Below are 24,393 nucleotides of genomic sequence, written 5' to 3' on the forward strand. Positions count from 1 at the left end.
AATAAAAGCCGCTTTATAACAAGGGCTCAAAAATTGTGTCAAGGAAGCCCCCCGGCTAATGCGTGCTGATTCGCTCCTTGGAATCAGACTCGCGCTTGTCATCCGTTGCAACCATCTCGGGAGCCGCATCGGGCAAGGGCTCCGGGGCGTATTGCAGCGCAATTTGCAGGACCTCGTCAATCCATTTAACCGGTTTAATCTGCAAGTCCTGCTTAATATTTTCAGGAATTTCTTTCAGGTCGCGGACATTTTCTTCGGGAATGATCACTGTCTTGATACCCCCCCGATGAGCCGCCAGAAGTTTTTCCTTGAGACCGCCGATGGCCAACACCTGACCCCGCAGAGTGATTTCACCGGTCATGGCTACGTCGGCACGCACTGGAATCTGCGTCAGCGCCGAGACCAGCGCCGTGCACAGACCGATACCCGCACTCGGGCCATCCTTCGGCGTGGCACCTTCAGGCATATGGATGTGAACGTCGCGTTTCTCGTTGAAATCGGCGGGAATTCCCAAACTCTTGGCACGACTGCGCACCACCGTCATGGCGGCGGTCATCGACTCCGCCATTACATCACCCAGCGAGCCGGTCTTGATCAGCACGCCCTTACCGGGCACCACGGCCGTCTCGATAGTCAGCAGTTCGCCGCCTACCTGAGTCCAGGCCAAGCCGGTCACCTGACCGATCTGGTCCTGCTGTTCGGCGAGCCCGTAGCGATGTTTGCGCACACCCAGGAAGTGCTCCAGCGAATCGGCAGTGACCGTGACCTGGAAACGCTTCTCGCGCACATGCTCCTTAACCGCCTTGCGGCAAACCTTGGCGATCTGCCGCTCCAGGCTGCGCACACCCGCCTCGCGCGTGTAGTAACGGATGATGTCGCGGATGGCCGCTTCATCGAACTCCAGCTCACCCTTCTTCAGACCGTTGGCCTGCGTCTGCTTCGGCGCCAGGTACTTGATGGCGATGTTGACCTTCTCGTCCTCGGTGTAGCCAGGCAGACGGATGACCTCCATGCGGTCCAGCAGCGGGCCGGGAATGTTCATCGAGTTGGCGGTGCAGAGGAACATCACGTCCGACAGGTCGTAATCGACCTCCAGGTAGTGATCGTTGAAGTTGTGGTTCTGCTCCGGATCGAGGACTTCCAGCAGCGCGGACGCAGGATCGCCGCGCATGTCCTGGCCCATCTTGTCGATCTCGTCGAGCAAGAACAGCGGGTTGCGCACGCCGACCTTGGTCATCTTCTGGATCAGACGGCCCGGCATCGAGCCGATATAGGTGCGACGGTGGCCACGAATCTCGGCCTCGTCACGCACGCCCCCCAGCGCCATACGCACGAACTTGCGGTTGGTGGCAGTGGCGATGGATTCGGCCAGCGAGGTCTTGCCCACACCGGGCGGGCCGACCAGGCACAGCACAGGCCCCTTGAGCTTCTTCACCCGCTTCTGCACGGCGAGATACTCGAGAATGCGCTCCTTGACCTCTTCCAGACCGTAATGGTCGGCATCGAGGATGCTCTCGGCGCGCGCCAGATCCAGGCGCACCTTGCTCTCCGCCTTCCACGGCACGTTGACCAGCCAATCGATGTAGGAACGCACCACGGTGGCTTCGGCGGACATTGGCGACATCTGCTTGAGCTTGTTCAGCTCGGCATTGGCCTTGGTCAGCGCCTCCTTGGTCAGGCCGGCATTGTCGATGCGCTTCTTCAGCTCGTCGATCTCGTTGTGGCCTTCGTCGATGTCGCCCAGTTCCTTCTGAATGGCCTTCATCTGCTCATTCAGGTAGTACTCGCGCTGACTGCGCTCCATCTGTTTCTTCACCCGGCCGCGGATACGCTTCTCCACCTGCAACAGGTCGATCTCGGCATCCAGCAACGCCAGTACGTGCTCGACGCGAGCAGACAGCGAGGTGATTTCGAGAATTTCCTGCTTTTGCTCAATCTTCAGCGCCATGTGCGCGGCCATGGTGTCGACCAGACGACTGGGCTCATCGATGCTGTTGAGCGAAGACAGCACTTCGGCCGGTACCTTCTTGCCCAGTTGCACGTACTGCTCGAACTGGCTGAGCAGGCTGCGCGTAAAGACTTCCGACTCGCGCTCGGCAGTCTCGCCCTCCTCGATCAGCTGCACCTCGGCACGGCAATGATCGTCGAGCTCGATGAAACGCTCGATGGAGCCGCGCTGCTCACCCTCGACCAATACCTTGACGGTACCGTCGGGCAGCTTGAGCAGCTGCAGGACAGTGGCAACGGTGCCCACGCGATACAGATCCTGATCATCCGGGTCATCGACGGCCGGGTTCTTCTGGGCCACCAGCAGAATCTGCTTGTCGCCCGTCATCGCTGCCTCGAGGGCCTCGATGGATTTCTCACGCCCGACGAAAAGCGGGATGACCATATGCGGATAGACCACTACATCGCGCAATGGCAGGAGAGGCAATTCGATGGTTGTTTTCATGATTTCGGCTCAGCAGCGGCGGCCATAAGGCCGTAAACAGGCGGGATTACCCTTGGCTTTTAAGATGGGGGTAGCTCCTGCAAAAAACAAGCGTAAAGTCCCGAAAAGCGAAGGGGCCCAAAGGGCCCCTTCTTTGCATCGTGTAACAGCCTTCAGGCGTCTGGCGCGGCCTTCGCTGGCGGCTCGCTGTTCTCATAGATCAGCAGCGGCTTGGACGAACCCTCGATGACGCTCTCGTCGATCACCACCTTGCTCACGTCCTGCTGGGACGGGATCTCGTACATGGTATCGAGCAGAATGCCCTCGAGAATCGAACGCAAACCACGTGCACCGGTCTTACGCTCCAGCGCCTTCTGCGCCACGGACTTCAGCGCATCGGAGCGGAACTCCAGATCCACGCCTTCCATCTCGAACAGCTTGGCGTATTGCTTGGTCAGCGCGTTCTTAGGCTCTGTGAGAATCTGTACCAGAGCCGCCTCGTCCAGTTCCTCCAGCGTCGCGATCACCGGCAGGCGACCGACGAACTCGGGAATCAGACCGAATTTGACCAGATCGTCCGGCTCGACCTCACGCAGAGACTCGCCGATCTTCTTGCCTTCCTGCTTGCTACGTACTTCAGCACCAAAACCGATGCCGCCCTTGGTCGAACGCGCCTGGATGACTTTTTCCAGGCCTGCAAAGGCACCGCCGCAGATGAACAGGATGTTGCGCGTGTCGACCTGCAGGAACTCCTGCTGCGGATGCTTGCGCCCACCTTGCGGCGGAACCGAGGCAACAGTGCCCTCGATCAGCTTCAGCAGCGCCTGCTGCACGCCTTCGCCAGAGACGTCACGGGTGATCGAAGGGTTGTCGGATTTGCGCGAGATCTTGTCGATTTCGTCGATGTAGACGATACCCATCTGGGCCTTCTCGACATCGTAATCGCACTTCTGCAGCAGCTTCTGAATGATGTTTTCGACGTCCTCACCCACGTAACCAGCCTCGGTCAGGGTGGTGGCATCGGCAATGGTGAACGGCACGTTGAGCAGGCGCGCCAGCGTTTCGGCCAGCAGCGTCTTGCCCGAACCGGTCGGACCGATCAGCAGGATGTTGCTCTTGCCCAGTTCGACATCGTCTTTCTTGTCGCGCTGGTTCAGACGCTTGTAGTGGTTGTACACCGCTACCGACAGCACCTTCTTGGCGCGCTCCTGCCCGATCACGTACTGATCGAGGATGGCACTGATTTCCTTGGGTGCCGGGAGTTTGTGCGCGTTGCTCTCGGCCTGGGCTTCCTGCACCTCCTCGCGGATGATGTCGTTGCACAGGTCGACGCATTCGTCGCAGATGAAGACGGAAGGACCGGCGATCAACTTGCGCACTTCATGCTGGCTTTTGCCGCAGAAGGAGCAATAAAGCAGTTTGCCGTTGTCCTCACCGTTACGGGTGTCAGTCATTCGATCAATCCAATACGGTAGGCTTGAAACACAAGATGAAGGCAAATGCGGGCATTTTCAAGGGCGCAGCTCGCGTCAGTGAAGGAAGCCCGCTGCCGATGCCTCATCTAGACCGGCATGTGACGCTTTTCGTGCACGGCATCGACCAGACCGTATTCCACCGCGCGCGAAGCGCTCATGAAATTGTCGCGGTTGGTGTCGCGCTCGATGGTTTCCAGGCTCTGACCAGTGTGATGAGCCAGCAGTTCGTTCAGACGCTCACGAATGAACAGAATTTCCTTGGCATGGATTTCGATATCCGAAGCCTGACCCTGGAAGCCGCCCAGCGGCTGGTGAATCATCACACGCGAGTTAGGCAGGCAGAAACGCTTGCCCTTGGCGCCGCCGGCCAGCAGGAAAGCGCCCATGCTGCAGGCTTGACCGATGCAGGTGGTGGACACGTCCGCCTTGATGAACTGCATGGTGTCGTAGATCGCCATGCCAGCGGTGACCGAGCCACCCGGCGAATTGATATAAAGGTGAATATCCTTGTCCGGGTTCTCTGCTTCCAGGAACAGCAACTGGGCGCAGATCAGGTTGGCCATGTAGTCCTCGACCTGGCCGACCACGAAGATCACACGCTCCTTGAGCAGGCGCGAGTAAATGTCATAGGCACGCTCGCCACGAGCGGACTGCTCGATGACCATCGGCACCAGGCCGCCAGCGGCCTGGATTTCAGGCATGTTTTGCATAAAAGGATTGCGGGACATGTCTTGCGCTCACTCCCTAATAGTCATGTCTCAAATACGCATAAGCCAGCACGGAGGCTGGCTTATGGTGGTGTACTCGAACGAGGTTACCAGATCAGTCGGCTTTAGGAGCTTCCGCCGGCTTGACTGCGTCTTCGTAGGAAACCGCTTTATCGGTCACGTTGGCCTTCTGCAAGACAGTATCTACAACTTGCTCTTCCAGTACAACCGAACGTACTTCGTTCATCTGCTGATCGTTCTTGTAGTACCAGGCCACGACCTGCTCAGGCTCCTGGTAAGCCGAAGCCATCTCCTCGATCAGCTCGCGAACGCGGGCTTCGTCAGGCTTCAGGTCGAACTGCTTGACCACCTCGGCGACGATCAGACCCAGTACGACGCGGCGCTTGGCCTGCTCTTCGAACAGCTCGGCCGGCAGCTGGTCAGGCTTGATGTTGCCGCCGAACTGCTGAACGGCCTGCACGCGCAGACGGTTGACTTCGTTGCCGATCAGCGCCTTCGGCACTTCGACCGGGTTGGCGGCCAGCAGGCCGTCCATTACCTGATTCTTGACCTTGGACTTGATGGCCTGACGCAGCTCGCGCTCCATATTCTTGCGAACTTCGGCACGGAAGCCTTCCAGGCCGCCTTCCTTGATACCGAACAGGGCGAAGAACTCGTCGTTCAGCTCAGGCAGCTGCGGCGCGGAAACGCTGTTCACGGTCACGGTGAACTCGGCGGTTTTGCCAGCCAGGTCGAGGTTCTGATAATCCTCGGGGAAGGTCGGGTTGACCACGCGCTCTTCACCGGCCTTGGCACCGACCAGGGCATCTTCGAAGCCCGGAATCATGCGGCCGGAGCCCAGCACCAGCTGAGTGCCCTTGGCACTGCCGCCAGCGAAGGCCTCGTCGTCGATCTTGCCGACGAAGTCGATGTTCAGCTGATCGCCATTCTCGGCAGCACGCTCGACAGCTTCGAAACGGGTGTTCTGCTTGCGCAGGATATCCAGCATGTTGTCGACATCGCTGTCAGCCACGTCAGCCTGCAGACGCTCGATGGCGATGGAGTCGAAACCGGAAACCTCGAACTCGGGAAACACTTCGAAAGTGGCGACGTATTCCAGGTCCTTGCCCTTCTCGAAGGACTTCGGCTCGACAGCCGGAGCGCCAGCCGGGTTCAGCTTCTGCTCGACCACGGCTTCGTAGAAGGTCGCCTGGATCAGGTCGCCCAGCGCTTCCTGACGAGCGGCGTCTTCGTAACGCTGACGAATGACGCTCATCGGCACCTTGCCAGGACGGAAGCCAGGAACCTTGGCACGACGGGCAGTCTGCTGCAGACGCTTGTTGACTTCGGTCTCGATGCGCTCGACGGGGACGCCGACGGTCATGCGGCGCTCAAGAGCAGAAGTGCTTTCAACAGAAACTTGCATGGATATTCCTCGTTGCACAGACAAAAGCCGGCTCGAACCGGCCCCGAATTCAAGGCCAAGCATTCTAGAGGGTCAATATTAAGAAGTCACCCTAGAAGCAGGCGGCAATGCGGGGGGATTTGTAAGATGGTGCGGACGGAGAGACTCGAACTCTCACACCTTGCGGCGCCAGAACCTAAATCTGGTGTGTCTACCAATTTCACCACGTCCGCGTGGTTTGAAGCTTAAAACAAAAACGCCAGGCTTTGGGCCTGGCGCTTTGGAATATGGGGTGGACGATGGGAATCGAACCCACGACACCAGGAGCCACAATCCTGTGCTCTACCAACTGAGCTACGCCCACCATATTACGTTGCTTACTCAAATTGCCTGACCGCCAAATGGCGCACCCGGCAGGACTCGAACCTGCGACCATCCGCTTAGAAGGCGGATGCTCTATCCAGCTGAGCTACGGGCGCTTATCCATCCGCAAAAGCAGACTTAGAAGCTTTCGGCTCCGACCACGCCACCAGGGCTTGGCTTTTGCCGTCTCACCCAGCGAGTGGCTGTTCCTGAGAAGCGGGGCGAATGTTATAGACGCCCCCGAACCCCGTCAACATAAATTTTCAAAAAAGTTCAGCGATATAAAGGAGTTACGCGAAATCGACCGCAGGCGCCTTTGCCCCGCTGAGCGCCCATGCGAGAATGCGCGTCCTTTTTTCATCCTTATTAATGGTTAACCAGCGCAATGACCGCACAACTGATCGACGGCAAGGCGATCGCCGCCAGCCTCCGCCAGCAGATTGCCCAACGTGTCGCCGAACGCCGCCAGCAAGGCCTTCGCGCGCCAGGCCTGGCCGTGATCCTGGTTGGTACCGATCCCGCCTCCCAGGTCTATGTGTCACATAAACGCAAGGATTGCGAAGAAGTCGGCTTTCTTTCCCGCGCCTATGATCTGCCGGCCGAGACCAGCCAGGCCGATCTGCTCGCTCTGATCGACGAGCTCAACGAAGACCCGACCATCGACGGCATCCTGGTACAGCTGCCACTGCCGGAGCACCTGGACAGCGCCCCGCTGCTCGAGCGCATCCGCCCGGACAAGGACGTCGACGGCTTCCACCCTTACAACATCGGCCGCCTGGCCCAGCGCATGCCGCTGCTACGCCCCTGCACGCCGAAAGGCATCATGACCCTGCTGCAGAGCACCGGTGTCGATCTCTACGGTCTGCACGCCGTGGTAGTGGGCGCCTCGAACATCGTCGGCCGGCCGATGGCCCTGGAGCTGTTGCTGGCCGGTTGCACCGTGACCGTCACCCATCGTTTCACCAAGGATCTGGAGAGCCACGTCGGCCAGGCCGACATCGTCGTGGTAGCCGTCGGCAAGCCGGGCCTGGTCAGGGGTGAGTGGATCAAGCCAGGCGCCATCGTCATCGATGTCGGCATCAGCCGTCAGGACGACGGCAAGCTGGTCGGCGACGTGGTCTACGAGACCGCCCTGCCCCGCGCCAGCTGGATCACCCCGGTGCCGGGCGGCGTCGGCCCGATGACTCGCGCAGGCCTGCTGGAAAATACCCTGCACGCAGCCGAGCATCTGCATAAATAAGCAGCGCTGCGCAACGAACAACGGCACCCTCGGGTGCCGTTGTCGTTTCTGCCGTAGCGATCAGTTGCGCGCCTGCTCCCAGGATTTGAGCAGCTCATCGTAAGCGATGGTTTCGCCCTTGGGTTTCTCGTTGGCCAGCTTGGGCTTGGGCGCACCCGGCTGATCGAACCAGTACTGCGGATCACGCGGTTCGTTCAGCTTCGGTCCGCACTCGCCCAGCACACCGGAACGCTCCAGACGACCGAGCATGGTGTCCTGCGCCGCGGCCAGGCCATCGAGCGCCTGTTGCGGTGTCTTGTCGCCACTGGCTGCTTCGGCGATGAACTGCCACCACAGCTGCGCCAGACGCGGATAATCCGGCACGTTGGTGCCGGTCGGCGTCCACTGCACGCGCGCCGGGCTGCGGTAGAACTCCACCAGACCACCAAGCTTGGGCGCGACATCTGTCATGGCCTGCGAGTTGATGTCCGACTCGCGGATCGGCGTCAGGCCGACCAGGGTCTTCTTCAACGACACGGTCTTGGAGGTGACGAACTGGGCGTAGAGCCAGGCGGCCAGGCGCTGCTTCTCCGGGGTGGACTTGAGGAAGGTCCAGGAGCCGGTGTCCTGATAGCCGAGCTTCATGCCCTCCTCCCAGTAAGGCCCCTTGGGCGACGGCGCCATGCGCCACTTCGGCGTGCCGTCCTCGTTGACCACCGGCAGGCCCGGTTTGGTCATGTCGGCGGTAAAGGCGGTGTACCAGAAGATCTGCTGGGCGATGGCGCCCTGCGCCGGCACCGGACCTGCCTCGGAGAAGGTCATGCCCTGCGCTTCCGGCGGCGCGTACTGGCGCATCCAGTCGACGTACTTCTGCGTGGCGAACACCGCCGCCGGGCCATTGGTGTCGCCGCCACGAGCGACGCTGGAGCCCACCGGACGGCAGCCGTCGACGCGAATGCCCCATTCGTCCACCGGCAGACCGTTGGGCAGGCCCTTGTCGCCGCCGCCAGCCATGGAGAACCAGGCGTCGGTGAAGCGCCAGCCCAGCGACGGATCCTTCTTGCCGTAGTCCATGTGGCCGTAGACGCGCTGACCGTCGATCTCCTTGACGTGCTTGGAGAAGAACTCGGCGATGTCCTCATAGGCCGACCAGTTGACCGGCACGCCCAGCTCGTAGCCGTAGATTTCCTTGAACTTGGCCTTCAGTTCCGGACGCTCGAACCAGTCGGCACGGAACCAGTAGAGGTTGGCGAACTGCTGGTCAGGCAACTGGTAGATCTTCTTGTCCGGGCCGGTGGTGAAGGAAATGCCGATGAAATCGTCGAGATCCAGGGTCGGTGAAGTGAAGTCCTTGGCCTCGCCTTCGATCATGTCGCTGATCGCCACCGCCTTGCCGTAACGCGCGTGGGTGCCGATCAGGTCGGAGTCGTTGACCCAGCCGTCGTAGATGTTCTTGTCCGACTGCATCTGCGTCTGCAGCTTCTCGACCACGTCGCCTTCCTGCAGCAGGTCGTGCTTGAGCTTGATCCCGGTGATCTCGCTGAACGCCTTGGCCAGCACCTTGGACTCGTACTCGTGGGTGGTGATGGTTTCCGACACTACGCTGATGTTCATGCCGCGAAACGGCTCGGCGGCCTTGATGAACCATTTCAGCTCTTCGAGCTGCTGTTCGGGCGTCAGGGTCGAGGGGTTGAACTCCTCGGCGATCCATTTCTTCGCGGCCTCTTCATAGGCATCCGCCCAGGCCGCACCGCTCAAACCGGACAACGCCAGCAAGGCGGCCAACGCCATGCTATGTCGGGTCTTGTTGTTATTGTCGAACATAGAGACCTCCATCTCAGGATTTGGGGAGAGGCATACCGGCGGCAGCCCGGCTCAGCCCCAGCGCATGACTGCGCACAACCACAACAGCGATAGCAGCGAGGCTATCCACACGCTCCAGTCGGTCACGCCTATCACCAGCAGGTGCAGATAGGCGCTGCCGAGCAGACCGATGAACAACCGATCACCCCGGGTGGTGGTGATCGGCAGAAAACCCTTGCGCTCGACGCACGGCCAGCGCAGCTCGACCAGCGTCATGCCGGCCAGCAGCACGGCGATGCCGGCGAAGAACAGCGCGGTCGGTAGAGTCCAGGCCATCCAGCTCATGACGAACCTCCCTTACACGCGACCGAGGGCGAAGCCCTTGGCCACATGGTTGCGAACGAACCAGATCACCAGCATCCCCGGGATGATGGTCAGCACGCCGGCGGCGGCCAGCACGCCCCAGTCGATGCCCGAGGCGGACACGGTACGGGTCATCACCGCGGCGATGGGCTTGGCGTCCACCGAGGTCAGGGTGCGCGCCAGCAGCAGCTCGACCCAGGAGAACATGAAGCAGAAGAAGGCGGTGACGCCGATGCCGGAGCGGATCAGCGGGATGAAGATCTTCACGAAGAATTTCGGAAAGCTGTAGCCGTCGATATAGGCCGTCTCGTCGATTTCCTTCGGCACGCTGGACATGAAGCCCTCAAGAATCCACACCGCCAGCGGCACGTTGAACAGGCAGTGCGCCAGCGCCACGGCGATATGGGTGTCGAACAGGCCGATGGACGAATACAGCTGGAAGAACGGCAGCAGGAACACCGCCGGCGGCGCCATGCGGTTGGTCAGCAGCCAGAAGAACAGGTGCTTGTCGCCGAGAAAACGGTAGCGCGAGAAGGCATAGGCCGCCGGCAGCGCCACGCTGAGCGAGATCAGGGTGTTGAGGCTGACGTAGTACAGCGAGTTGAGGTAGCCCTCGTACCAGCTGCGGTCGGTGAAGATCACCCGGTAATTGTCCAGGGTGAAATTCTGCGGCCACAGGCTGAGCCCGCCTAGAATCTCGGTGTTGCTCTTGAACGACATGTTCAGCAGCCAGTAGATCGGCACCAGCAGAAACAGGAAGTAGATCAGCAGTGCCAGACGTTTGCGCAGCATCATGGTCGGCCTCAGCGGGTTTTGTCGTCGTGGGTCATGGCGGTGTAGAACAGCCAGGACACCAGCAGGATGATCAGGAAGTACACCAGCGAGAACGCCGCGGCCGGGCCCAGATCGAACTGGCCGATGGCCATTTGCGTCAGGGTCTGACTGAGGAAGGTGGTGGCGTTGCCAGGCCCGCCGCCGGTGAGCACGAACGGCTCGGTGTAGATCATGAAACTGTCCATGAAGCGCAGCATCACCGCGATCAGCAGCACGCTTTTCAGCTTGGGCAGCTGGATATGGCGGAACACCGCCCAGTTCGACGCACGGTCGATGCGCGCCGCCTGGTAATAGACGTCGGGAATGGCGCGCAGCCCGGAATAGCACAGCAGCGCCACCAGCGAGGTCCAGTGCCAGACGTCCATGATCAGCACCGTCACCCAGGCGTCCATGGTATTGGAGGCGTAGTTGTAACTGATGCCCAGCGCGTTCAACGCCCACCCCATCAGACCGATGTCGGCTCGGCCGAAGATCTGCCAGATGGTGCCGACCACGTTCCACGGGATCAGCAGCGGAATGGCCATCAGGATCAGGCACAGCGACACCCAGCGCCCGCGCGTCGGCATGCACAGGGCGATGGCGATGCCCAGCGGAATTTCGATCAGCAACACACAGGCGGAGAAGATGAACTGACGCAGCAGCGAGTCGTGCAGACGCGGGTCCTGCAGCACCTGCTTGTACCAGTCGACGCCGACGAAGTAGCGCGTGGCCGGGTCGAAGATGTCCTGCACCGAGTAGTTGACCACCGTCATCATCGGCACGATGGCGCTGAACGCCACCAGCAGGAACACCGGCAGCACCAGCCACCAGGCCTTGTTGTTCTGCACCTTCATGGCGTCACCTCCACCAGGTAATCGTCGGCATAGAGCATCAGCCACTGCGCCGGGAAGCTCAGGTACACCTGCTCGCGCGGCACCGGCTGGTCTTCCTGCAGGCGCGCCTTGAGCACCTGACCGTCGAGATCGAAGGTGAGGATCTTGTAGGTGCCGAGGTCCTCGACGTGCAGCACGCGGGCGCACAGCGCGTCTTCATAAGCGCCGTCCCAGATGTGCACGAACTCGGGACGGATGCCCGCCTGCAGGCGCTTGCCGTCCAGTTCGGCGAGGCGCTGGTTGAGCGCGTCGGACAGCGGCAGGACCGTCCCGGCGAAACGCACCCCGCCCTCGCAGCGCTGCACCTCGATCAGGTTCATGCCGGGGCTGCCGATGAAGTAGCCGACGAAGGTGTGCCCGGGGCGCTCGAACAGCTCGCGCGGCGTGCCGAACTGGACGATCTGCCCGCCGTACATCACCGCGATCTTGTCGGCGAAGGTGGAAGCCTCCAACTGATCGTGGGTGACGTAGACCATGGTGATGTTGAACTGCTCGTGAATCTGCTTGAGCTTGCGCCGCAGCTTCCATTTCAGGTGTGGGTCGATCACCGTCAGCGGCTCGTCGAAGAGAATCGCCGACACGTCGTCACGCACCAGCCCGCGGCCCATGGAAACCTTCTGCTTCTCGTCGGCGGTGAGGTTGCGCGCCTTCTTGTGCAAAAGCGGATGCAGCTCCAGTACCTCGGCGATCTCGTGCACCTTGCTCATCACCCGCGCTTCGTCCATGCCCTGGTTACGCAGCGGGAAGGCCAGGTTGTCGAACACCGTCATGGTGTCGTAGACCACCGGGAACTGGAAAACCTGGGCGATATTGCGCTGCTGCGGCGACAGCGTGTTGACCGCCTTGCCATCAAACTGCACCTCGCCCTGCGACGGGCTGAGCAGACCGGAGATGATGTTGAGCAACGTCGACTTGCCGCAGCCCGATGGCCCCAGCAGCGCATAGGCGCCGCCCTGCTGCCAGACGTGGTTCATCTCGCGAATCGCGTAGTCTTCCGGCGCTTTCGGCGTGCCGCTGTAGCTGTGCGCCAGGTTGTGCAAACGAATCTCGGCCATCAGGCGGCCCTCCCCTGGCGGCGACTGGGCGCCTGCACCAATTGCCCATCGGCGGCGAAGACGAACAGCTTGAGGGTGGGGATGTAGATCAGGATCGGCGTATCCACCGCGTACTCGTGCACGCCCGGCAGGTGCAGCACCAGCACGAACTGCTCGTTGCGCACGTGGAGGAAGGTTTCCGAACCGCTGATCTCGGCCAGCTCGACGGTCGCGGCCAGTTCCAGATCATCGTCGTTGGATGGCACCAGGCCGATATGACTGGGGCGCACGCCAAAGCGGTACTCGCCCTCGGCGATGCCGCGCAGATCGGGATTGAGCGGAAAGTGCACGCAATCGGCGAAGCTCACCTCGGTGCCACTGATGCGGCCCGGCATCAGGTTGATTGCCGGTTCCGAGAACAGCTCGGCGGCCAGCACCTGCCGCGGGCGGTGGTAGACCTCGGCGGTCTTGCCGCTTTGCACCACCCGCCCTTCGTGGAGGATGGTGGTGGTGCCACCCAGGGCCAGCGCTTCGTTGGGCTCGGTGGTGGCGTAGATGGCGATGGTATGGCGCGCCTGGAACAGCTCGCGCATTTCCTGGCGCAGTTCCTCGCGCAGCTTGTAGTCGAGGTTGACCAGGGGCTCGTCGAAGAGGATCAGGGACGCGTCCTTGACCAGCGCCCGGGCCATGGCCGTGCGCTGCTGCTGGCCGCCTGACAGCTCCAGCGGGTAGCGCGACAGCAGCTTGTCGATGCGCAGCATGCGCGCGGTGGCCTCGACCTTCTCGACGATCAGTTCCTTGGCCACACCGGCCTGACGCAGCGGCGAGGCGATGTTCTCGAACACCGTCAGGGTCGGGTAGTTGATGAACTGCTGATAGACCATCGACACATTGCGCTGGCGCACCGGCACGCCGGTGACATCGGCGCCGTTCATCAACACGCGACCGCTGCTGGGCCGGTCCAGCCCGGCCATCAGGCGCATCAGACTGGTCTTGCCGGCCAGGGTGCGGCCGAGCAGAACGTTGAAGGAACCGGGTTCGAAACTCAGGCAGGCATCGTCGATATGCACTTGGCCATCGACGATACGGGTGACGTGTTCGAGCTTGAGCGACATGGCCTGTCCTTTTTCTTGTCGTGCCATTCGGTTTCGAACACCTACAGCGACAAGCGTGCCAGACCGCACTAAATCGAAATATCCAACTGATATTCAAGAGAAAAAGACGCGAAAGCGACCTACTTGGGGATGTTCGACTGAACACTTTTGAACAGTCAGATGTGAACAACTGAACAATTCGTTCGTTGACATTGAACAGTCATGAACGAAACTGGACCGATCGCGGCGCAGATCGCGAACCGACAAGAAGAGACCACCCCATGACAGAAGCTGCCCGTGCCCCGGCTCACGACACCATCATCCAGGAGTCCTGGTCGCGCTGCCGCGACTACGGCCTGACCCACCAAAGCACGCCGCGCTTCGACCCACCGGCCCCCGGCGAACTGTCGGCCCTGCTGGAAAGCCGCCAGGCCCTGGTGCAGACCACTCACCAGGAAGTGCTGCCCTACTACGGCACCATCCTTTCCAACTCCAACTGCCTGATCATGCTCGCCGACGAGCAGGGCCGGCTGCTGCAATCATGGGGCGACCAGCGCTTCATCGAACCGCGCCAGGCCGCCGGCTTCGTCGCCGGCGCCAGCTGGCTGGAGCGCTACACCGGCACCAACGCCATCGGCACCGCGCTCAGTTGCGGCCAGGCGGTGCATATCCAGCACGACGAGCACTTTCTCAAGGCCAACCGCTTCATGACCGGCTCGGCCTCGCCGATCTTCGACGAACAGCGGCGCATGATCGCCGTGCTCGACGTATCCAGCGACAGCTACCTGCCGCCGGCGCACACTTTGGGCATGGTCAAGATGATGAGCCAGTCGGTGGAGAACCGCCTGATCCTCAAGCTGTTCGCCGACCAGTATCACCTGCTCAGCTTCAACACCAGCCTGGACAACCTCGACAGTCCCTGGGCCGGTCTGGTGGTGTTCGACGAGCATGGCCATGTGGTCTCGGCCAACCGCCGCGCCGACAACCTGCTTGGCCAATCGCTGACCTACGGCGCCATCGAGCAGCTGTTCGACGTGCCGCTGCAACAACTGCTCAACCAGCCGGACGGCCAGCCATTCAGCCTGCGCACCAGCAGCCGCTTTCGCTTTCACGCGCGGGTGCGCCGCCCTGCCCGGCCGGCGCCGATCCAGGCCCGCGATTTCCGTCCGCAGCCCCCCACGCCAGTATCCGAGGAGCCATCACTTCGCACCCTGAGCCTGGGCGATGCGCGCATGGACAAGGCCATCCGCCAGGCCGAGCGGTTACTGGAGAAGGACATCCCGATCCTGGTGCAGGGTGAAACCGGCGCCGGCAAGGAGGTCTTCGTCAGGGCGTTGCATCACGCCAGCTCACGCGCCAACCAGCCCTTCATCGCGGTCAACTGCGCGGCCATTCCGGCGGAGCTGGTGGAGTCGGAGCTGTTCGGCTACGAAAAAGGCGCCTTTACCGGCGCCAGCCACAAGGGCCACATCGGGCTGATCCGCAAGGCGCACAAGGGCACGCTGTTTCTCGACGAGATCGGCGACATGCCGCTGCGTGTGCAGGCGCGCCTGCTGCGCGTGCTGCAGGAGCGCTGCGTGCAACCGCTGGGCAGCAGCGAACTGCACCCGGTGGATGTACGCCTGGTCTCCGCCACCAACCGCCCGCTGCGCCAGGACGTCGACAGCGGGCAGTTCCGCGCCGACCTCTACTACCGCATCAGCGGCCTGAACCTGGAGCTGCCGCCGCTGCGCGAACGCAGCGACAAGCAGGCGCTGTTCCAGAGACTCTGGGAACAGCACCGTGAACCCGGGCAACGGGCCGGCATCAGCCGCGAGGTACTGGAGCTGTTCCAGCATCACCCCTGGCCGGGCAATCTGCGCCAGCTCAGTAGCGTCCTGCGCGTGGCCCTGGCTATGGCCGACGACCAGCCTATACGTGCCGAACATCTGCCTGACGACTTCTTCCTTGACCTGCCAACGGGCGCCCCGCCGCCGGCGCGTCCCGAGCACGACGATCTGGCCAGCCAGTACCAGGCGTGTGGCGGTAATATCTCCTACCTGGCCCGCCACCTTGGTCTGAGCCGAAACACCCTGTACAAGCGCCTGCGCGAACAGGGCGTCAGGCCCTGAACCTTTATTCGCAGAACCGGCCCAAGCCATACATTTGCCATCCCGCCCGAACTCCGAGCGGGCCGGCATCGCCAGCCACGAAAGGAACTCAGCATGCGCCATCTGTATCGCCCCCTGTTCGCCGCCCTGACTCTGCTGGCCGCCAGCCAGGCGCCGGCATCGCCTTCACTGGAAACACAGGTGGACGCCGCAGCAAAATCGATGATGCAGGCCTACGCCATCCCCGGCATGGCCATCGCCATCAGCCACAAGGGCCAGCAACATTTCTTCGAGTACGGCGTCGCATCCCGTGAGAGCGACCAGCTCGTGGATCGCCACACCCTGTTCGAGCTGGGCTCGATCAGCAAGCTGTTCACTGCCACCCTCGGCGCCTACGCCGAAGCGCGCGGCACGCTGAACCTCAGCGACAATGCCAGCCAATATCTGCCGGCCCTGCAAGGCAGCGCCTTCGATCACATCAGCCTGCTGGATCTGGCCACTTATACGGCCGGAGGCCTGCCATTGCAGTTTCCGGACGCGGTCGGCAACGAAAAACAGATGCTCGCCTACTACCGCAACTGGCAAGCCGTTTATCCGCCGGGTACGCAAAGGCTGTACTCCAACCCCAGCATCGGCCTGTTCGGGCATCTGGCAGCGGCCAGCCTGGCCGAGCCATTCCAGCAGTTGATGGAGCGGGATCTGCTGCCACAACTGGGTATGCAGGAAAGCTACGTGCAGATACCGGCCAAGCAGATGGCGCGTTATGCCTGGGGCTATCGAGACGACAAGGCCGTGCGGGTAACCCCAGGCGCCCTGGACGCCGAAGCCTATGGTTTGAAATCCACTGCTGCCGACATGCTGCGCTTCATCGAGGCCAACCTGCACCCGAACGAACTGCCCGCAGCACTGCGCCAGGCCGTCAGCTCCACTCATCGTGGCTATTATCAGGTCGGCGACATGACTCAGGGTCTGGGATGGGAGCGCTACGCCTACCCCATCAGCCTGGAGAAACTGCAGGCCGGCAATTCCGCCGAAATGGCTCTGCAACCGCATCCTGTGGAACGGTTCAGCGTACCCAGGCCGCCCGAGGGCGACCAGTTGCTGAACAAGACCGGCTCGACCAATGGCTTCGGTGCCTACATCCTGCTGCTGCCCGCGCGCGATACCGGGCTGGTGATACTCGCCAACCGCAATTACCCCAATGCCGAACGCGTGCGCCTCGCCCTGCAGATACTCACGACGCTACAACCCTCGAGTGACTGAGACGGCCGGCGCTTAGCGCAGGTGGCCATGCCACATCGTCAGCCCCCCCCTTCGGGGCGAGCCTGCAACGCAGCGGGCCGCCCCGGTTCGCCGAGCGTCCTTAGCGCCACGAACCTCTGGGCACAAGCCCTGACTCCCTCGCAGCCCATAGCAGGCGAACCATACCCACACGGCAAGTAGGTGCAACTTGTAGCGCGCCATTACAGTCGGAACCTAGGCACCGCACTCCTTGGGCGATAACGCATCGCCTACCTGCAAAAGTGAAGGAGCCACGCATGACGGATTCCACTCCAAGCCATGGCCACGCAAAGCGCGATCTTCCAGGTGGCGCGCCGATCGCGAGCCTGAACGCTGCCCAGCTCAGCGAACCGCGCGCCGTACAGAAGTCCAGAGTAGGCTTCACGGTCAATGGTCAGACTCACCAACTCGAACTGGACAACCGCACCTCACTTCTGGATGCGCTGCGTGAGCATCTGCACCTTACCGGGAGCAAGAAGGGCTGCGATCACGGCCAGTGCGGCGCCTGCACCATGATCGTCGATGGCCGCCGCATCAACGGCTGCCTGACCCTGGCGGTGATGCATCAGGGCGCCGAGATCACCACCATCGAAGGCCTTGGTACGCCCGAGCACCTGCACCCGATGCAGGCCGCGTTCATCAGGCGTGACGGCTACCAGTGCGGTTACTGCACCCCCGGACAAATCTGCTCGGCGGTGGCCGTCCTCGAGGAAATCGACCAGGGCGTGCCCAGCCACGTGACCGACGACCTGCAAGCCACACCCGGCTACAGCGAGGCCGAACTGCGCGAACGCATGAGCGGCAACATCTGCCGCTGCGGCGCCTACTCCAACATCATCGAAGCGATCAACGACGTGGCGGGAGAACGCGGATGAAACCCTTTTCCTACGAACGTGCAGGCACGCCGGGCGAAGCCGCTGCGGCGGCAGCGCGCATACCCGGCGCCAAATTCATCGCCGGCGGCACCAACCTGCTGGATCTGATGAAACTCGAAATCGAGACGCCGTTGCACCTGATCGATGTCAATGCCCTCGGGCTGGACCGCATCGAAGCGACGGACGATGGCGGCATGCGCATTGGCGCGCTGGTGAGCAACACCGACCTGGCCGCCGACAGCCGCATTCGCCGTGACTACGCCGTGCTGGCCAGGGCCCTGCTCGCTGGCGCTTCCGGCCAGTTGCGCAACAAGGCGACCACTGCCGGCAACCTGCTGCAGCGCACCCGCTGCCCATACTTCTACGACACCAACCTGCCGTGCAACAAACGCCAGCCGGGCTCCGGCTGTGCGGCGCGCGAAGGCGTCAGCCGCCAGCACGCCGTACTCGGCAGCAGCGACGCCTGCATCGCCACCCATCCGAGCGATATGGCAATCGCCATGCGCCTGCTCGATGCCAGGGTAGAAACCGTTCAGCCCGACGGCCAGGTGCGCCATATTCCCATGGCCGATCTGCATCGCCTGCCCGGCGACACGCCGCATATCGAACATGTTCTCGCCCCCGGTGAGCTGATAACCGCTGTAACCCTGCCCAAACCGCTCGGCGGCCAGCATTTCTACTACAAGGTGCGCGACCGCGCCTCCTATGCCTTCGCCCTGGTCTCGGTGGCGGCGGTGCTCCAGCCGGATGGCAACGGGCGCATCGCTCTCGGCGGTGTCGCGCACAAACCCTGGCGCGAGGAGGCAGCGGAGGCCGATCTGCCCCGCGGCGCTGACATCGTCGCCGAGCGGCTGCTCGCCGATGCACGCACCACAGCACACAACGCCTTCAAGCTCACCCTGGTCCGACGCACCTTAGGCGCCGTGCTGGCCCAAGCGAGGGCCGGCGCATGAAATTCGAAACTGCTGCAGGCAGCAACCCCATCGACCGTCAGCGCGTGGTCGGCCAGCCGCTCGACCGTATCGACGGCCCGTTGAAGACCACCGGCACCGCCACCTATGCCTACGAATGGCACGCTGAGGTCACCAACCCGGCCTATGGCCAGATCGTCGGCGCGGCCATCGCCAAGGGGCGCATCGCGGCCATGGACCTGTCCCAGGCCAGGGCCGCTCCCGGCGTGATCACCGTCGTCACCGCAGATACCGCACCCAAGCTCGGCAAGGGCGAGCGCAACAATGCCAGGCTGCTCGGCGGTCCCGAGATCGAGCACTACCATCAGGCCGTCGCCCTGGTGGTGGCCGAGACCTTCGAGCAGGCACGCGCTGCCGCCGAGCTGGTGAAGATCGACTACCAGCGCCAACAGGGCAGCTTTGACCTCGAAGCGGTCAAGGACAGCGCGAAGAAACCGGAGAAGATCGTCAGCGGCGAGCCGGACAGCGCCGTCGGCGACTTCGACAGCGCATTCGCCAGCGCCGCCGTGCAACTCGACGCCACCTACCGCACGCCCGACCAGTCCCACGCGATGATGGAACCGCACGCCTCGATGGCGCGCTGGGACGATGATCGGCTGACTCTGTGGACGTCGAACCAGATGATCGCCTGGGGCGCTAAGGACCTTGCCGAAACACTGGGCATGGACGTCGAGAATGTCCGCCTTATCTCGCCCTACGTTGGCGGCGGCTTCGGCGGCAAGCTGTTCATCCGCGCCGATGCGCTACTGGCAGCGCTGGGCGCGCGTGCGGCCGGGCGGCCGGTGAAGGTGGCGCTACCGCGCCCGTTGATGATGAACAACACGACCCACCGCGCCGCCACCATCCAGCGCATTCGCATCGGCGCCACAGGCGACGGCAAGATCGTCGCGATTGGTCATGACAACTGGTCCGGCGATCTCAACGGCAACTCGGCCGAATCCGGGGTGATCTACTCACGACCGCTCTACGCCGGCGCCAACCGCATGTCCCGCACACGTCTGGCGAATCTCGACATGCCCGAAGCCAACGCCATGCGTGCCCCCAGCGACACACCAGGATCAATGGCGGTGGAGATCGCCATGGACGAGATGGCCGAGAAACTCGGCCTGGACCCCGTCGACTTCCGCGTGATGAACGATTCGTCGGTCGACCCCGAGCAACCGGAGCGCCCCTACTCGCAGCGTCACCTCAAGGAATGCCTGCAGCAAGGCGCGCAACGCTTCGGCTGGGCCAAGCGCACCGCCAAACCAGCGGCATGCCGCGAAGGTGACTGGTTGATTGGCATGGGCATGGCCGGCGCCTTTCGCGACGGGCCGGTCACCCAGTCCGCCGCGCGCGTACGCCTGGACGCACAAGGCCGGCTCAGTGTCGAAACCGACATGACCGACATCGGCACCGGCAGCTACACCATCATCGGCCAGACCGCGGCGGAAATGCTCGGTGTGCCGCTGGAGCGGGTGAGCGTGAAGCTCGGCGACTCGAGCTACCCCGTTTCATCCGGCTCTGGCGGTCAGTGGGGCGCCAACAGCTCGACATCAGGCGTCTACGCTGCCTGCGTGCAGCTGCGCGAAAAGATCGCGCGCAAGCTTGGTTTCGATCCGGCGCGGGCAGTTTTCGAGAATGGCGAAGTGCTTCAGGACGGCAAACGCGCCACGCTCGCCGAGGCCGCGGCAGACACGACGCTGGAAGCCGAGGACAGCATCGAGTTCGGCGACCTGAACAAGCGCTACCGGATCTCGACCTTCGGCGCGCATTTCGTCGAGGTCGCCGTCCATGCTGCCACGGCAGAGGTGCGGGTCAGGCGCATGCTGGCGGTCTGTTCGGCCGGGCGCATCCTCAATCCGAAGACGGCGCGCAGCCAGGTCATCGGCGCCATGACCATGGGCGTGGGCGCGGCACTCATGGAAGAGCTGTCCGTCGACACCCGCTACGGGCTGTATATCAACCACGACCTGGCCGGGTACGAGGTGCCGGTGCATGCCGACATCCCGCATCAGGAGGTGGTCTTTCTCGACGAGAGCGATGCCCTCTCCTCGCCCATGAAGGCCAAGGGCGTGGGCGAGCTGGGCATCTGCGGAGTTTCCGCGGCGGTGGCGAACGCGATCTACAACGCCACGGGCGTGCGCATCCGCGACTATCCAATCACGCTGGACAAGCTGCTGGCGCAGATGCCGGCAGCCTGAAACGACAAAGGCCGCTGAAAAGCGTAATGCTGTTCACATAAGACAGGGTTGAACGCAATCAGTCCCCTCGCCCCTCTGGGGGGAGGGTTAGGGCGGGCCGCGTTCGGCGAGGGGAAAACTGGCAGTTTTGCAGTGTTTTCAGCCCTCTCCCCCAGCCCCTCTCCCATAAATGGGAGAGGGGAGCCAAGCGCGAGCACCTTAAGTAAACGGTATTACGCAGAAAAGCGGCCTTTGTCGTCAAGCGCCCGGCTACTCGGCCAGACGCCAGGTCGTGCCACCCTTACCGTCTTCCAGCACCACGCCCATGGCGGTGATCTGGTCGCGGATACGGTCGCTCTCAGCCCAGTTCTTCTCGGCACGCGCCTGCAAACGCGCAGCGATCAGCGCCTCGACCTCAGCCGCATCGACCTTGCCGGCCGCACCAGCCTGAAGGAAGGCATCCGGCTCCAGCTGCAACACGCCGAGCACCCCGGCCAGCTGCTTGAGCTGCGCCGCCAGCGCAGCGGCGGCCTGCAGGTCGGATTCGCGCAGGCGGTTGACCTCGCGAATCATCTCGAACAGTACCGCGCAGGCTTCCGGCGAGTTGAAGTCGTCGTCCATCGCCGCACCAAAGCGTTCGACGAACGCCTCGCCACCGGCAGGTGCCGCTTCCGGCAGACCTTTCAAGCCGTTGTAGAAACGCTCCAGGGCGCCCTTGGCTTCCTTGAGGCTCTCTTCGGAGTAGTTTATCGGGCTGCGATAGTGGCTGGACACTAGCAGGTAGCGCACCACCTCCGGGTGGTACTTCTCCAGCACCTCACGGATGGTGAAGAAGTTGCCCAGGCTCTTGGACATCTTCTCGCCGTCCACGCGAACCGCGCCGGCGTGCATCCAGGCATTGGCGTACTGCTTGCCGGTGGCCGCCTCGCTCTGGGCGATTTCGTTCTCATGGTGCGGGAACACCAGGTCCGGGCCGCCGCCGTGGATGTCGAAGGTCTCGCCCAGGCAGCAGGTGGACATCACCGAGCACTCGATGTGCCAGCCTGGCCGACCCTTGCCCCAGGGCGAATCCCAGCTCGGCTCACCCGGCTTGGCGCCCTTCCACAGCACGAAGTCCAGCGGGTCTTCCTTGATTTCGTCGACTTCGATACGTGCACCGATCTTCAGCTCATCGATCTTGCGGCGCGACAGCTTGCCGTAAGTCTCGAACCTGGTGACGCGGTAGTACACGTCGCCATTGCCCGGCGCGTAGGCATAACCCTTGTCGATCAGGGTCTGGATCATCTGGTGCATGCCGGCGATATGCCCGGTGGCGCGCGGCTCGATGTCCGGGCGCAGCACGGAAAGGCGTGCTTCGTCCTCGTGCATCGCCGCGATCATGCGCTCGACCAGCGCCTCGAACGGCTCGCCGTTCTCATTGGCGCGCTTGATGATCTTGTCGTCGATGTCGGTGATGTTGCGCACATAGGTCACGTCATAGCCGCGCTGACGCAGCCAGCGGGTGACCACGTCGAAGGCGACCATCACCCGGGCGTGACCGATATGGCAGAAGTCATAGACGGTCATGCCGCACACGTACATGCGTACGCTGTTACCGATCAGCGGCTTGAACGGTTCCTTGACCTTGCTCAGCGTGTTGTAGATCGACAGTGCCATTACTGCCCCCACGAATCGCGCAGCGTGACGGTACGGTTGAACACCAGCGCGTCGGCGGTCGAATCCTTGTCGAGGCAGAAGTAGCCTTCGCGCTCGAACTGGAAGCGGTCGTCAGCGCCGGCCTTGGCCAGCGAGGGTTCGGCGCGGCAACCGGTGAGCACCACCAGCGACTCGGGGTTGATGTTGTCGAGGAAGCTGCCGCCCTCTTCGCTCTTCTCCGGATTGGGCGACTTGAACAGACGGTCGTAGAGGCGCACTTCGCATTCGACGCTTTCCGCGGCCGGCACCCAGTGGATCACGCCCTTGACCTTGCGGCCTTCCGGATTCTTGCCCAGGGTGTTCTCGTCGTAGCTGCAGCGCAGCTCGACGATATTACCGGCGGCATCCTTGATCGCCTCATCGGCACGAATCACGTAGCTGCCGCGCAGGCGCACTTCGCCACCGGGGATCAGGCGCTTGAAGCCGTCCGGCGGGGTTTCCTCGAAGTCGCTGGCGTCGATGTAGATCTCACGGGAGAACGGCAGCACGCGCACACCCATGTCCTGCTTGGGATGGCGCGGCAGCTCGAGGTTCTCGACCTTGCCCTCCGGGTAGTTGGTGATCACCACCTTGAGCGGCTTGAGCACGCACATGGCACGTGCGGCGTTGGCGTCCAGATCGTCACGAATGGCGAACTCGAGCATGCCGATGTCCACCAGGCCACCGGCGCGGTTGACGCCGATCATGTCGCAGAAGGTGCGGATCGAGGCCGGGGTGTAGCCGCGACGACGATAGCCGGACAGCGTCGACATGCGCGGATCATCCCAACCCTTGACGTGACCTTCGTCCACCAGCTGCTTGAGCTTGCGCTTGCTGGTGATGGTGTAGTTCAGGTTCAGACGGGCAAATTCGTACTGACGCGGCTGCGCCGGCACCGGCAGATTCTCCAGGAACCACTCGTACAGCGGGCGGTGATCCTCGAACTCCAGGGTGCAGATCGAGTGGGTGATGCCCTCGATGGCGTCCGACTGACCGTGGGTGAAGTCGTAGCTCGGGTAGATGCACCACTTGTCACCGGTCTGGTGGTGATGGGCGTGGCGGATGCGATATAGGATCGGGTCGCGCAGGTTGATGTTCGGCGAGGCCATGTCGATCTTGGCGCGCAGCGAGCGGGCGCCATCGGGGAACTCGCCGGCCTTCATGCGGGCGAACAGGTCGAGGTTTTCCTCGACGCTGCGATCACGGAACGGGCTGTTCCTGCCCGGCTCGGTCAGGTTGCCGCGATACTCGCGCATCTCTTCGGCATTCAGATCGCAGACGAAGGCCTTGCCGGCCTTGATCAGCTCGACAGCCCAGGCATGCAGCTGATCGAAGTAGTTGGAGGCGTAGCGCTCCTCACCCGCCCACTTGAAGCCCAGCCACTCGACGTCGGCCTTGATCGCGTCGATGTATTCCTGGTCTTCCTTGGCCGGGTTGGTGTCGTCGAAACGCAGGTTGCACTGGCCGCCGAACTCTTCGGCCAGGCCGAAGTTCAGGCAGATGCTCTTGGCATGGCCAATGTGCAGGTAGCCGTTGGGCTCCGGCGGGAAGCGGGTCACGATCTTGGCGTGCTTGCCGCTGTCCAGATCGGCCTGGACGATGGGGCGCAGGAAGTTGGCAGCTTTTTCGACGGTGGGCTTGCTCATGGTGTCCTTAACAATACTGGCGCGGCACGGGTAGGCCGCCTCGGGCAAAGTCCGTATCATAACCAACCTGTCAAGCCCCTGACAGGGTGCATGC

At 62.6% G+C, this 24,393-nt stretch carries 18 protein-coding genes and 3 tRNA genes; 6 read left to right on the forward strand and 15 right to left on the reverse strand.

Translation table 11 applies throughout. From position 1 onward, the window contains the following. Positions 1-55 precede the first annotated feature (55 nt). The 7 genes from lon to DXK50_RS21110 form a co-directional block, all read right to left on the reverse strand. Entirely contained in the window at positions 56-2,452 is a 2,397-nt protein-coding gene (gene lon / locus DXK50_RS21080) for an endopeptidase La (protein WP_161865423.1), read from the reverse strand. A 152-nt stretch (positions 2,453-2,604) separates the two neighbouring features. Beyond that, positions 2,605-3,885, reverse strand: a complete 1,281-nt coding sequence (gene clpX, locus DXK50_RS21085; protein WP_090428603.1) for an ATP-dependent Clp protease ATP-binding subunit ClpX — start codon at positions 3,883-3,885, stop codon at positions 2,605-2,607. Between the two features lie 107 nt (positions 3,886-3,992). Then, entirely contained in the window at positions 3,993-4,634 is a 642-nt protein-coding gene (clpP, locus tag DXK50_RS21090; RefSeq protein ID WP_161865422.1) for an ATP-dependent Clp endopeptidase proteolytic subunit ClpP, read from the reverse strand. 94 nt (positions 4,635-4,728) lie between these two features. Further along, the gene (gene tig / locus DXK50_RS21095; protein WP_212631634.1) at positions 4,729-6,039 is read right to left on the reverse strand and encodes a trigger factor; all 1,311 of its coding nucleotides are present in this window, start codon (positions 6,037-6,039) and stop codon (positions 4,729-4,731) included. A gap of 127 nt (positions 6,040-6,166) precedes the next feature. Beyond that, positions 6,167-6,251, reverse strand: a tRNA-Leu gene (locus DXK50_RS21100). Positions 6,252-6,306: 55 nt separating this feature from the next. Then, positions 6,307-6,382: transfer RNA gene (locus DXK50_RS21105), tRNA-His, on the reverse strand. Between the two features lie 38 nt (positions 6,383-6,420). Next, positions 6,421-6,497 (reverse strand) — tRNA-Arg (locus DXK50_RS21110). A gap of 269 nt (positions 6,498-6,766) precedes the next feature. On the opposite strand from DXK50_RS21110, the gene folD reads away from it, so the two are divergent. Continuing rightward, positions 6,767-7,621, forward strand: coding sequence for a bifunctional methylenetetrahydrofolate dehydrogenase/methenyltetrahydrofolate cyclohydrolase FolD (folD, locus tag DXK50_RS21115; protein WP_212631635.1), 855 nt, complete (start codon positions 6,767-6,769; stop codon positions 7,619-7,621). 60 nt (positions 7,622-7,681) lie between these two features. Here folD and DXK50_RS21120 read toward each other — a convergent pair whose 3' ends face one another. The 6 genes from DXK50_RS21120 to DXK50_RS21145 are packed head-to-tail and all read right to left on the reverse strand — an operon-like array spanning position 7,682 to position 13,621. Continuing rightward, positions 7,682-9,424, reverse strand: coding sequence for an ABC transporter substrate-binding protein (locus tag DXK50_RS21120; protein WP_161865419.1), 1,743 nt, complete (start codon positions 9,422-9,424; stop codon positions 7,682-7,684). 51 nt (positions 9,425-9,475) lie between these two features. Then, positions 9,476-9,748 (reverse strand): DUF2160 domain-containing protein, encoded by a 273-nt coding sequence (locus tag DXK50_RS21125; protein ID WP_003459912.1) that lies wholly within the window; start codon positions 9,746-9,748, stop codon positions 9,476-9,478. 12 nt (positions 9,749-9,760) lie between these two features. Beyond that, entirely contained in the window at positions 9,761-10,561 is an 801-nt protein-coding gene (locus DXK50_RS21130) for a carbohydrate ABC transporter permease (protein ID WP_003239933.1), read from the reverse strand. Between the two features lie 8 nt (positions 10,562-10,569). Next, positions 10,570-11,433: a carbohydrate ABC transporter permease gene (locus DXK50_RS21135; protein WP_212631636.1), complete on the reverse strand. Its 864-nt coding sequence runs from the start codon at positions 11,431-11,433 to the stop codon at positions 10,570-10,572. Next, positions 11,430-12,527 (reverse strand): ABC transporter ATP-binding protein, encoded by a 1,098-nt coding sequence (locus tag DXK50_RS21140; protein ID WP_212631637.1) that lies wholly within the window; start codon positions 12,525-12,527, stop codon positions 11,430-11,432. The genes DXK50_RS21135 and DXK50_RS21140 overlap by 4 nt, the downstream gene beginning before the upstream one ends. After that, positions 12,527-13,621: an ABC transporter ATP-binding protein gene (locus DXK50_RS21145; RefSeq protein ID WP_212631638.1), complete on the reverse strand. Its 1,095-nt coding sequence runs from the start codon at positions 13,619-13,621 to the stop codon at positions 12,527-12,529. The genes DXK50_RS21140 and DXK50_RS21145 overlap by 1 nt, the downstream gene beginning before the upstream one ends. A 260-nt stretch (positions 13,622-13,881) precedes the next feature. Here DXK50_RS21145 and DXK50_RS21150 point away from each other — a divergent pair, with 260 nt between their 5' ends. The 5 genes from DXK50_RS21150 to paoC all read left to right on the forward strand — a co-directional run bounded on the left by DXK50_RS21150 (position 13,882) and on the right by paoC (position 21,000). Continuing rightward, positions 13,882-15,711, forward strand: coding sequence for a sigma-54-dependent Fis family transcriptional regulator (locus tag DXK50_RS21150; RefSeq protein WP_212631639.1), 1,830 nt, complete (start codon positions 13,882-13,884; stop codon positions 15,709-15,711). Between the two features lie 93 nt (positions 15,712-15,804). Next, a complete protein-coding gene (gene blaPRC / locus DXK50_RS21155) occupies positions 15,805-16,953 on the forward strand; it encodes a PRC family class C beta-lactamase (RefSeq protein WP_212631640.1) in 1,149 nt (382 codons plus the stop codon). A gap of 275 nt (positions 16,954-17,228) precedes the next feature. Further along, a complete protein-coding gene (gene paoA, locus DXK50_RS21160; protein WP_161865413.1) occupies positions 17,229-17,846 on the forward strand; it encodes an aldehyde dehydrogenase iron-sulfur subunit PaoA in 618 nt (205 codons plus the stop codon). Then, entirely contained in the window at positions 17,843-18,799 is a 957-nt protein-coding gene (locus DXK50_RS21165) for an FAD binding domain-containing protein (protein WP_212631641.1), read from the forward strand. The genes paoA and DXK50_RS21165 overlap by 4 nt, the downstream gene beginning before the upstream one ends. Beyond that, a complete protein-coding gene (gene paoC / locus DXK50_RS21170; RefSeq protein WP_212631642.1) occupies positions 18,796-21,000 on the forward strand; it encodes an aldehyde oxidoreductase molybdenum-binding subunit PaoC in 2,205 nt (734 codons plus the stop codon). The genes DXK50_RS21165 and paoC overlap by 4 nt, the downstream gene beginning before the upstream one ends. Before the next feature lie 249 nt (positions 21,001-21,249). Here paoC and cysS read toward each other — a convergent pair whose 3' ends face one another. Further along, positions 21,250-22,635: a cysteine--tRNA ligase gene (cysS, locus tag DXK50_RS21175; RefSeq protein ID WP_212631643.1), complete on the reverse strand. Its 1,386-nt coding sequence runs from the start codon at positions 22,633-22,635 to the stop codon at positions 21,250-21,252. After that, positions 22,635-24,299: a glutamine--tRNA ligase/YqeY domain fusion protein gene (locus tag DXK50_RS21180; protein ID WP_212631644.1), complete on the reverse strand. Its 1,665-nt coding sequence runs from the start codon at positions 24,297-24,299 to the stop codon at positions 22,635-22,637. Before DXK50_RS21180 ends, cysS begins: the two co-directional genes overlap by 1 nt. Between the last annotated feature and the right edge of the window lie 94 nt (positions 24,300-24,393).

Origin of the sequence: Pseudomonas sp. KB-10 (genome assembly GCF_018221585.1) — a bacterium.
GTDB lineage: Bacteria > Pseudomonadota > Gammaproteobacteria > Pseudomonadales > Pseudomonadaceae > Aquipseudomonas > Aquipseudomonas yangonensis.

Excerpts from the sequence above, each read along its gene's own strand:
- lon (WP_161865423.1), bottom strand. The coding sequence starts at position 2,452 with ATGAAAACAACCATCGAATTGCCTCTCCTGCCATTGCGCGATGTAGTG.
- clpX (WP_090428603.1), bottom strand. The coding sequence starts at position 3,885 with ATGACTGACACCCGTAACGGTGAGGACAACGGCAAACTGCTTTATTGC.
- clpP (WP_161865422.1), bottom strand. The coding sequence starts at position 4,634 with ATGTCCCGCAATCCTTTTATGCAAAACATGCCTGAAATCCAGGCCGCT.
- tig (WP_212631634.1), bottom strand. The coding sequence starts at position 6,039 with ATGCAAGTTTCTGTTGAAAGCACTTCTGCTCTTGAGCGCCGCATGACC.
- folD (WP_212631635.1), top strand. The coding sequence starts at position 6,767 with ATGACCGCACAACTGATCGACGGCAAGGCGATCGCCGCCAGCCTCCGC.
- DXK50_RS21120 (WP_161865419.1), bottom strand. The coding sequence starts at position 9,424 with ATGTTCGACAATAACAACAAGACCCGACATAGCATGGCGTTGGCCGCC.
- DXK50_RS21125 (WP_003459912.1), bottom strand. The coding sequence starts at position 9,748 with ATGAGCTGGATGGCCTGGACTCTACCGACCGCGCTGTTCTTCGCCGGC.
- DXK50_RS21130 (WP_003239933.1), bottom strand. The coding sequence starts at position 10,561 with ATGATGCTGCGCAAACGTCTGGCACTGCTGATCTACTTCCTGTTTCTG.
- DXK50_RS21135 (WP_212631636.1), bottom strand. The coding sequence starts at position 11,433 with ATGAAGGTGCAGAACAACAAGGCCTGGTGGCTGGTGCTGCCGGTGTTC.
- DXK50_RS21140 (WP_212631637.1), bottom strand. The coding sequence starts at position 12,527 with ATGGCCGAGATTCGTTTGCACAACCTGGCGCACAGCTACAGCGGCACG.
- DXK50_RS21145 (WP_212631638.1), bottom strand. The coding sequence starts at position 13,621 with ATGTCGCTCAAGCTCGAACACGTCACCCGTATCGTCGATGGCCAAGTG.
- DXK50_RS21150 (WP_212631639.1), top strand. The coding sequence starts at position 13,882 with ATGACAGAAGCTGCCCGTGCCCCGGCTCACGACACCATCATCCAGGAG.
- blaPRC (WP_212631640.1), top strand. The coding sequence starts at position 15,805 with ATGCGCCATCTGTATCGCCCCCTGTTCGCCGCCCTGACTCTGCTGGCC.
- paoA (WP_161865413.1), top strand. The coding sequence starts at position 17,229 with ATGACGGATTCCACTCCAAGCCATGGCCACGCAAAGCGCGATCTTCCA.
- DXK50_RS21165 (WP_212631641.1), top strand. The coding sequence starts at position 17,843 with ATGAAACCCTTTTCCTACGAACGTGCAGGCACGCCGGGCGAAGCCGCT.
- paoC (WP_212631642.1), top strand. The coding sequence starts at position 18,796 with ATGAAATTCGAAACTGCTGCAGGCAGCAACCCCATCGACCGTCAGCGC.
- cysS (WP_212631643.1), bottom strand. The coding sequence starts at position 22,635 with ATGGCACTGTCGATCTACAACACGCTGAGCAAGGTCAAGGAACCGTTC.
- DXK50_RS21180 (WP_212631644.1), bottom strand. The coding sequence starts at position 24,299 with ATGAGCAAGCCCACCGTCGAAAAAGCTGCCAACTTCCTGCGCCCCATC.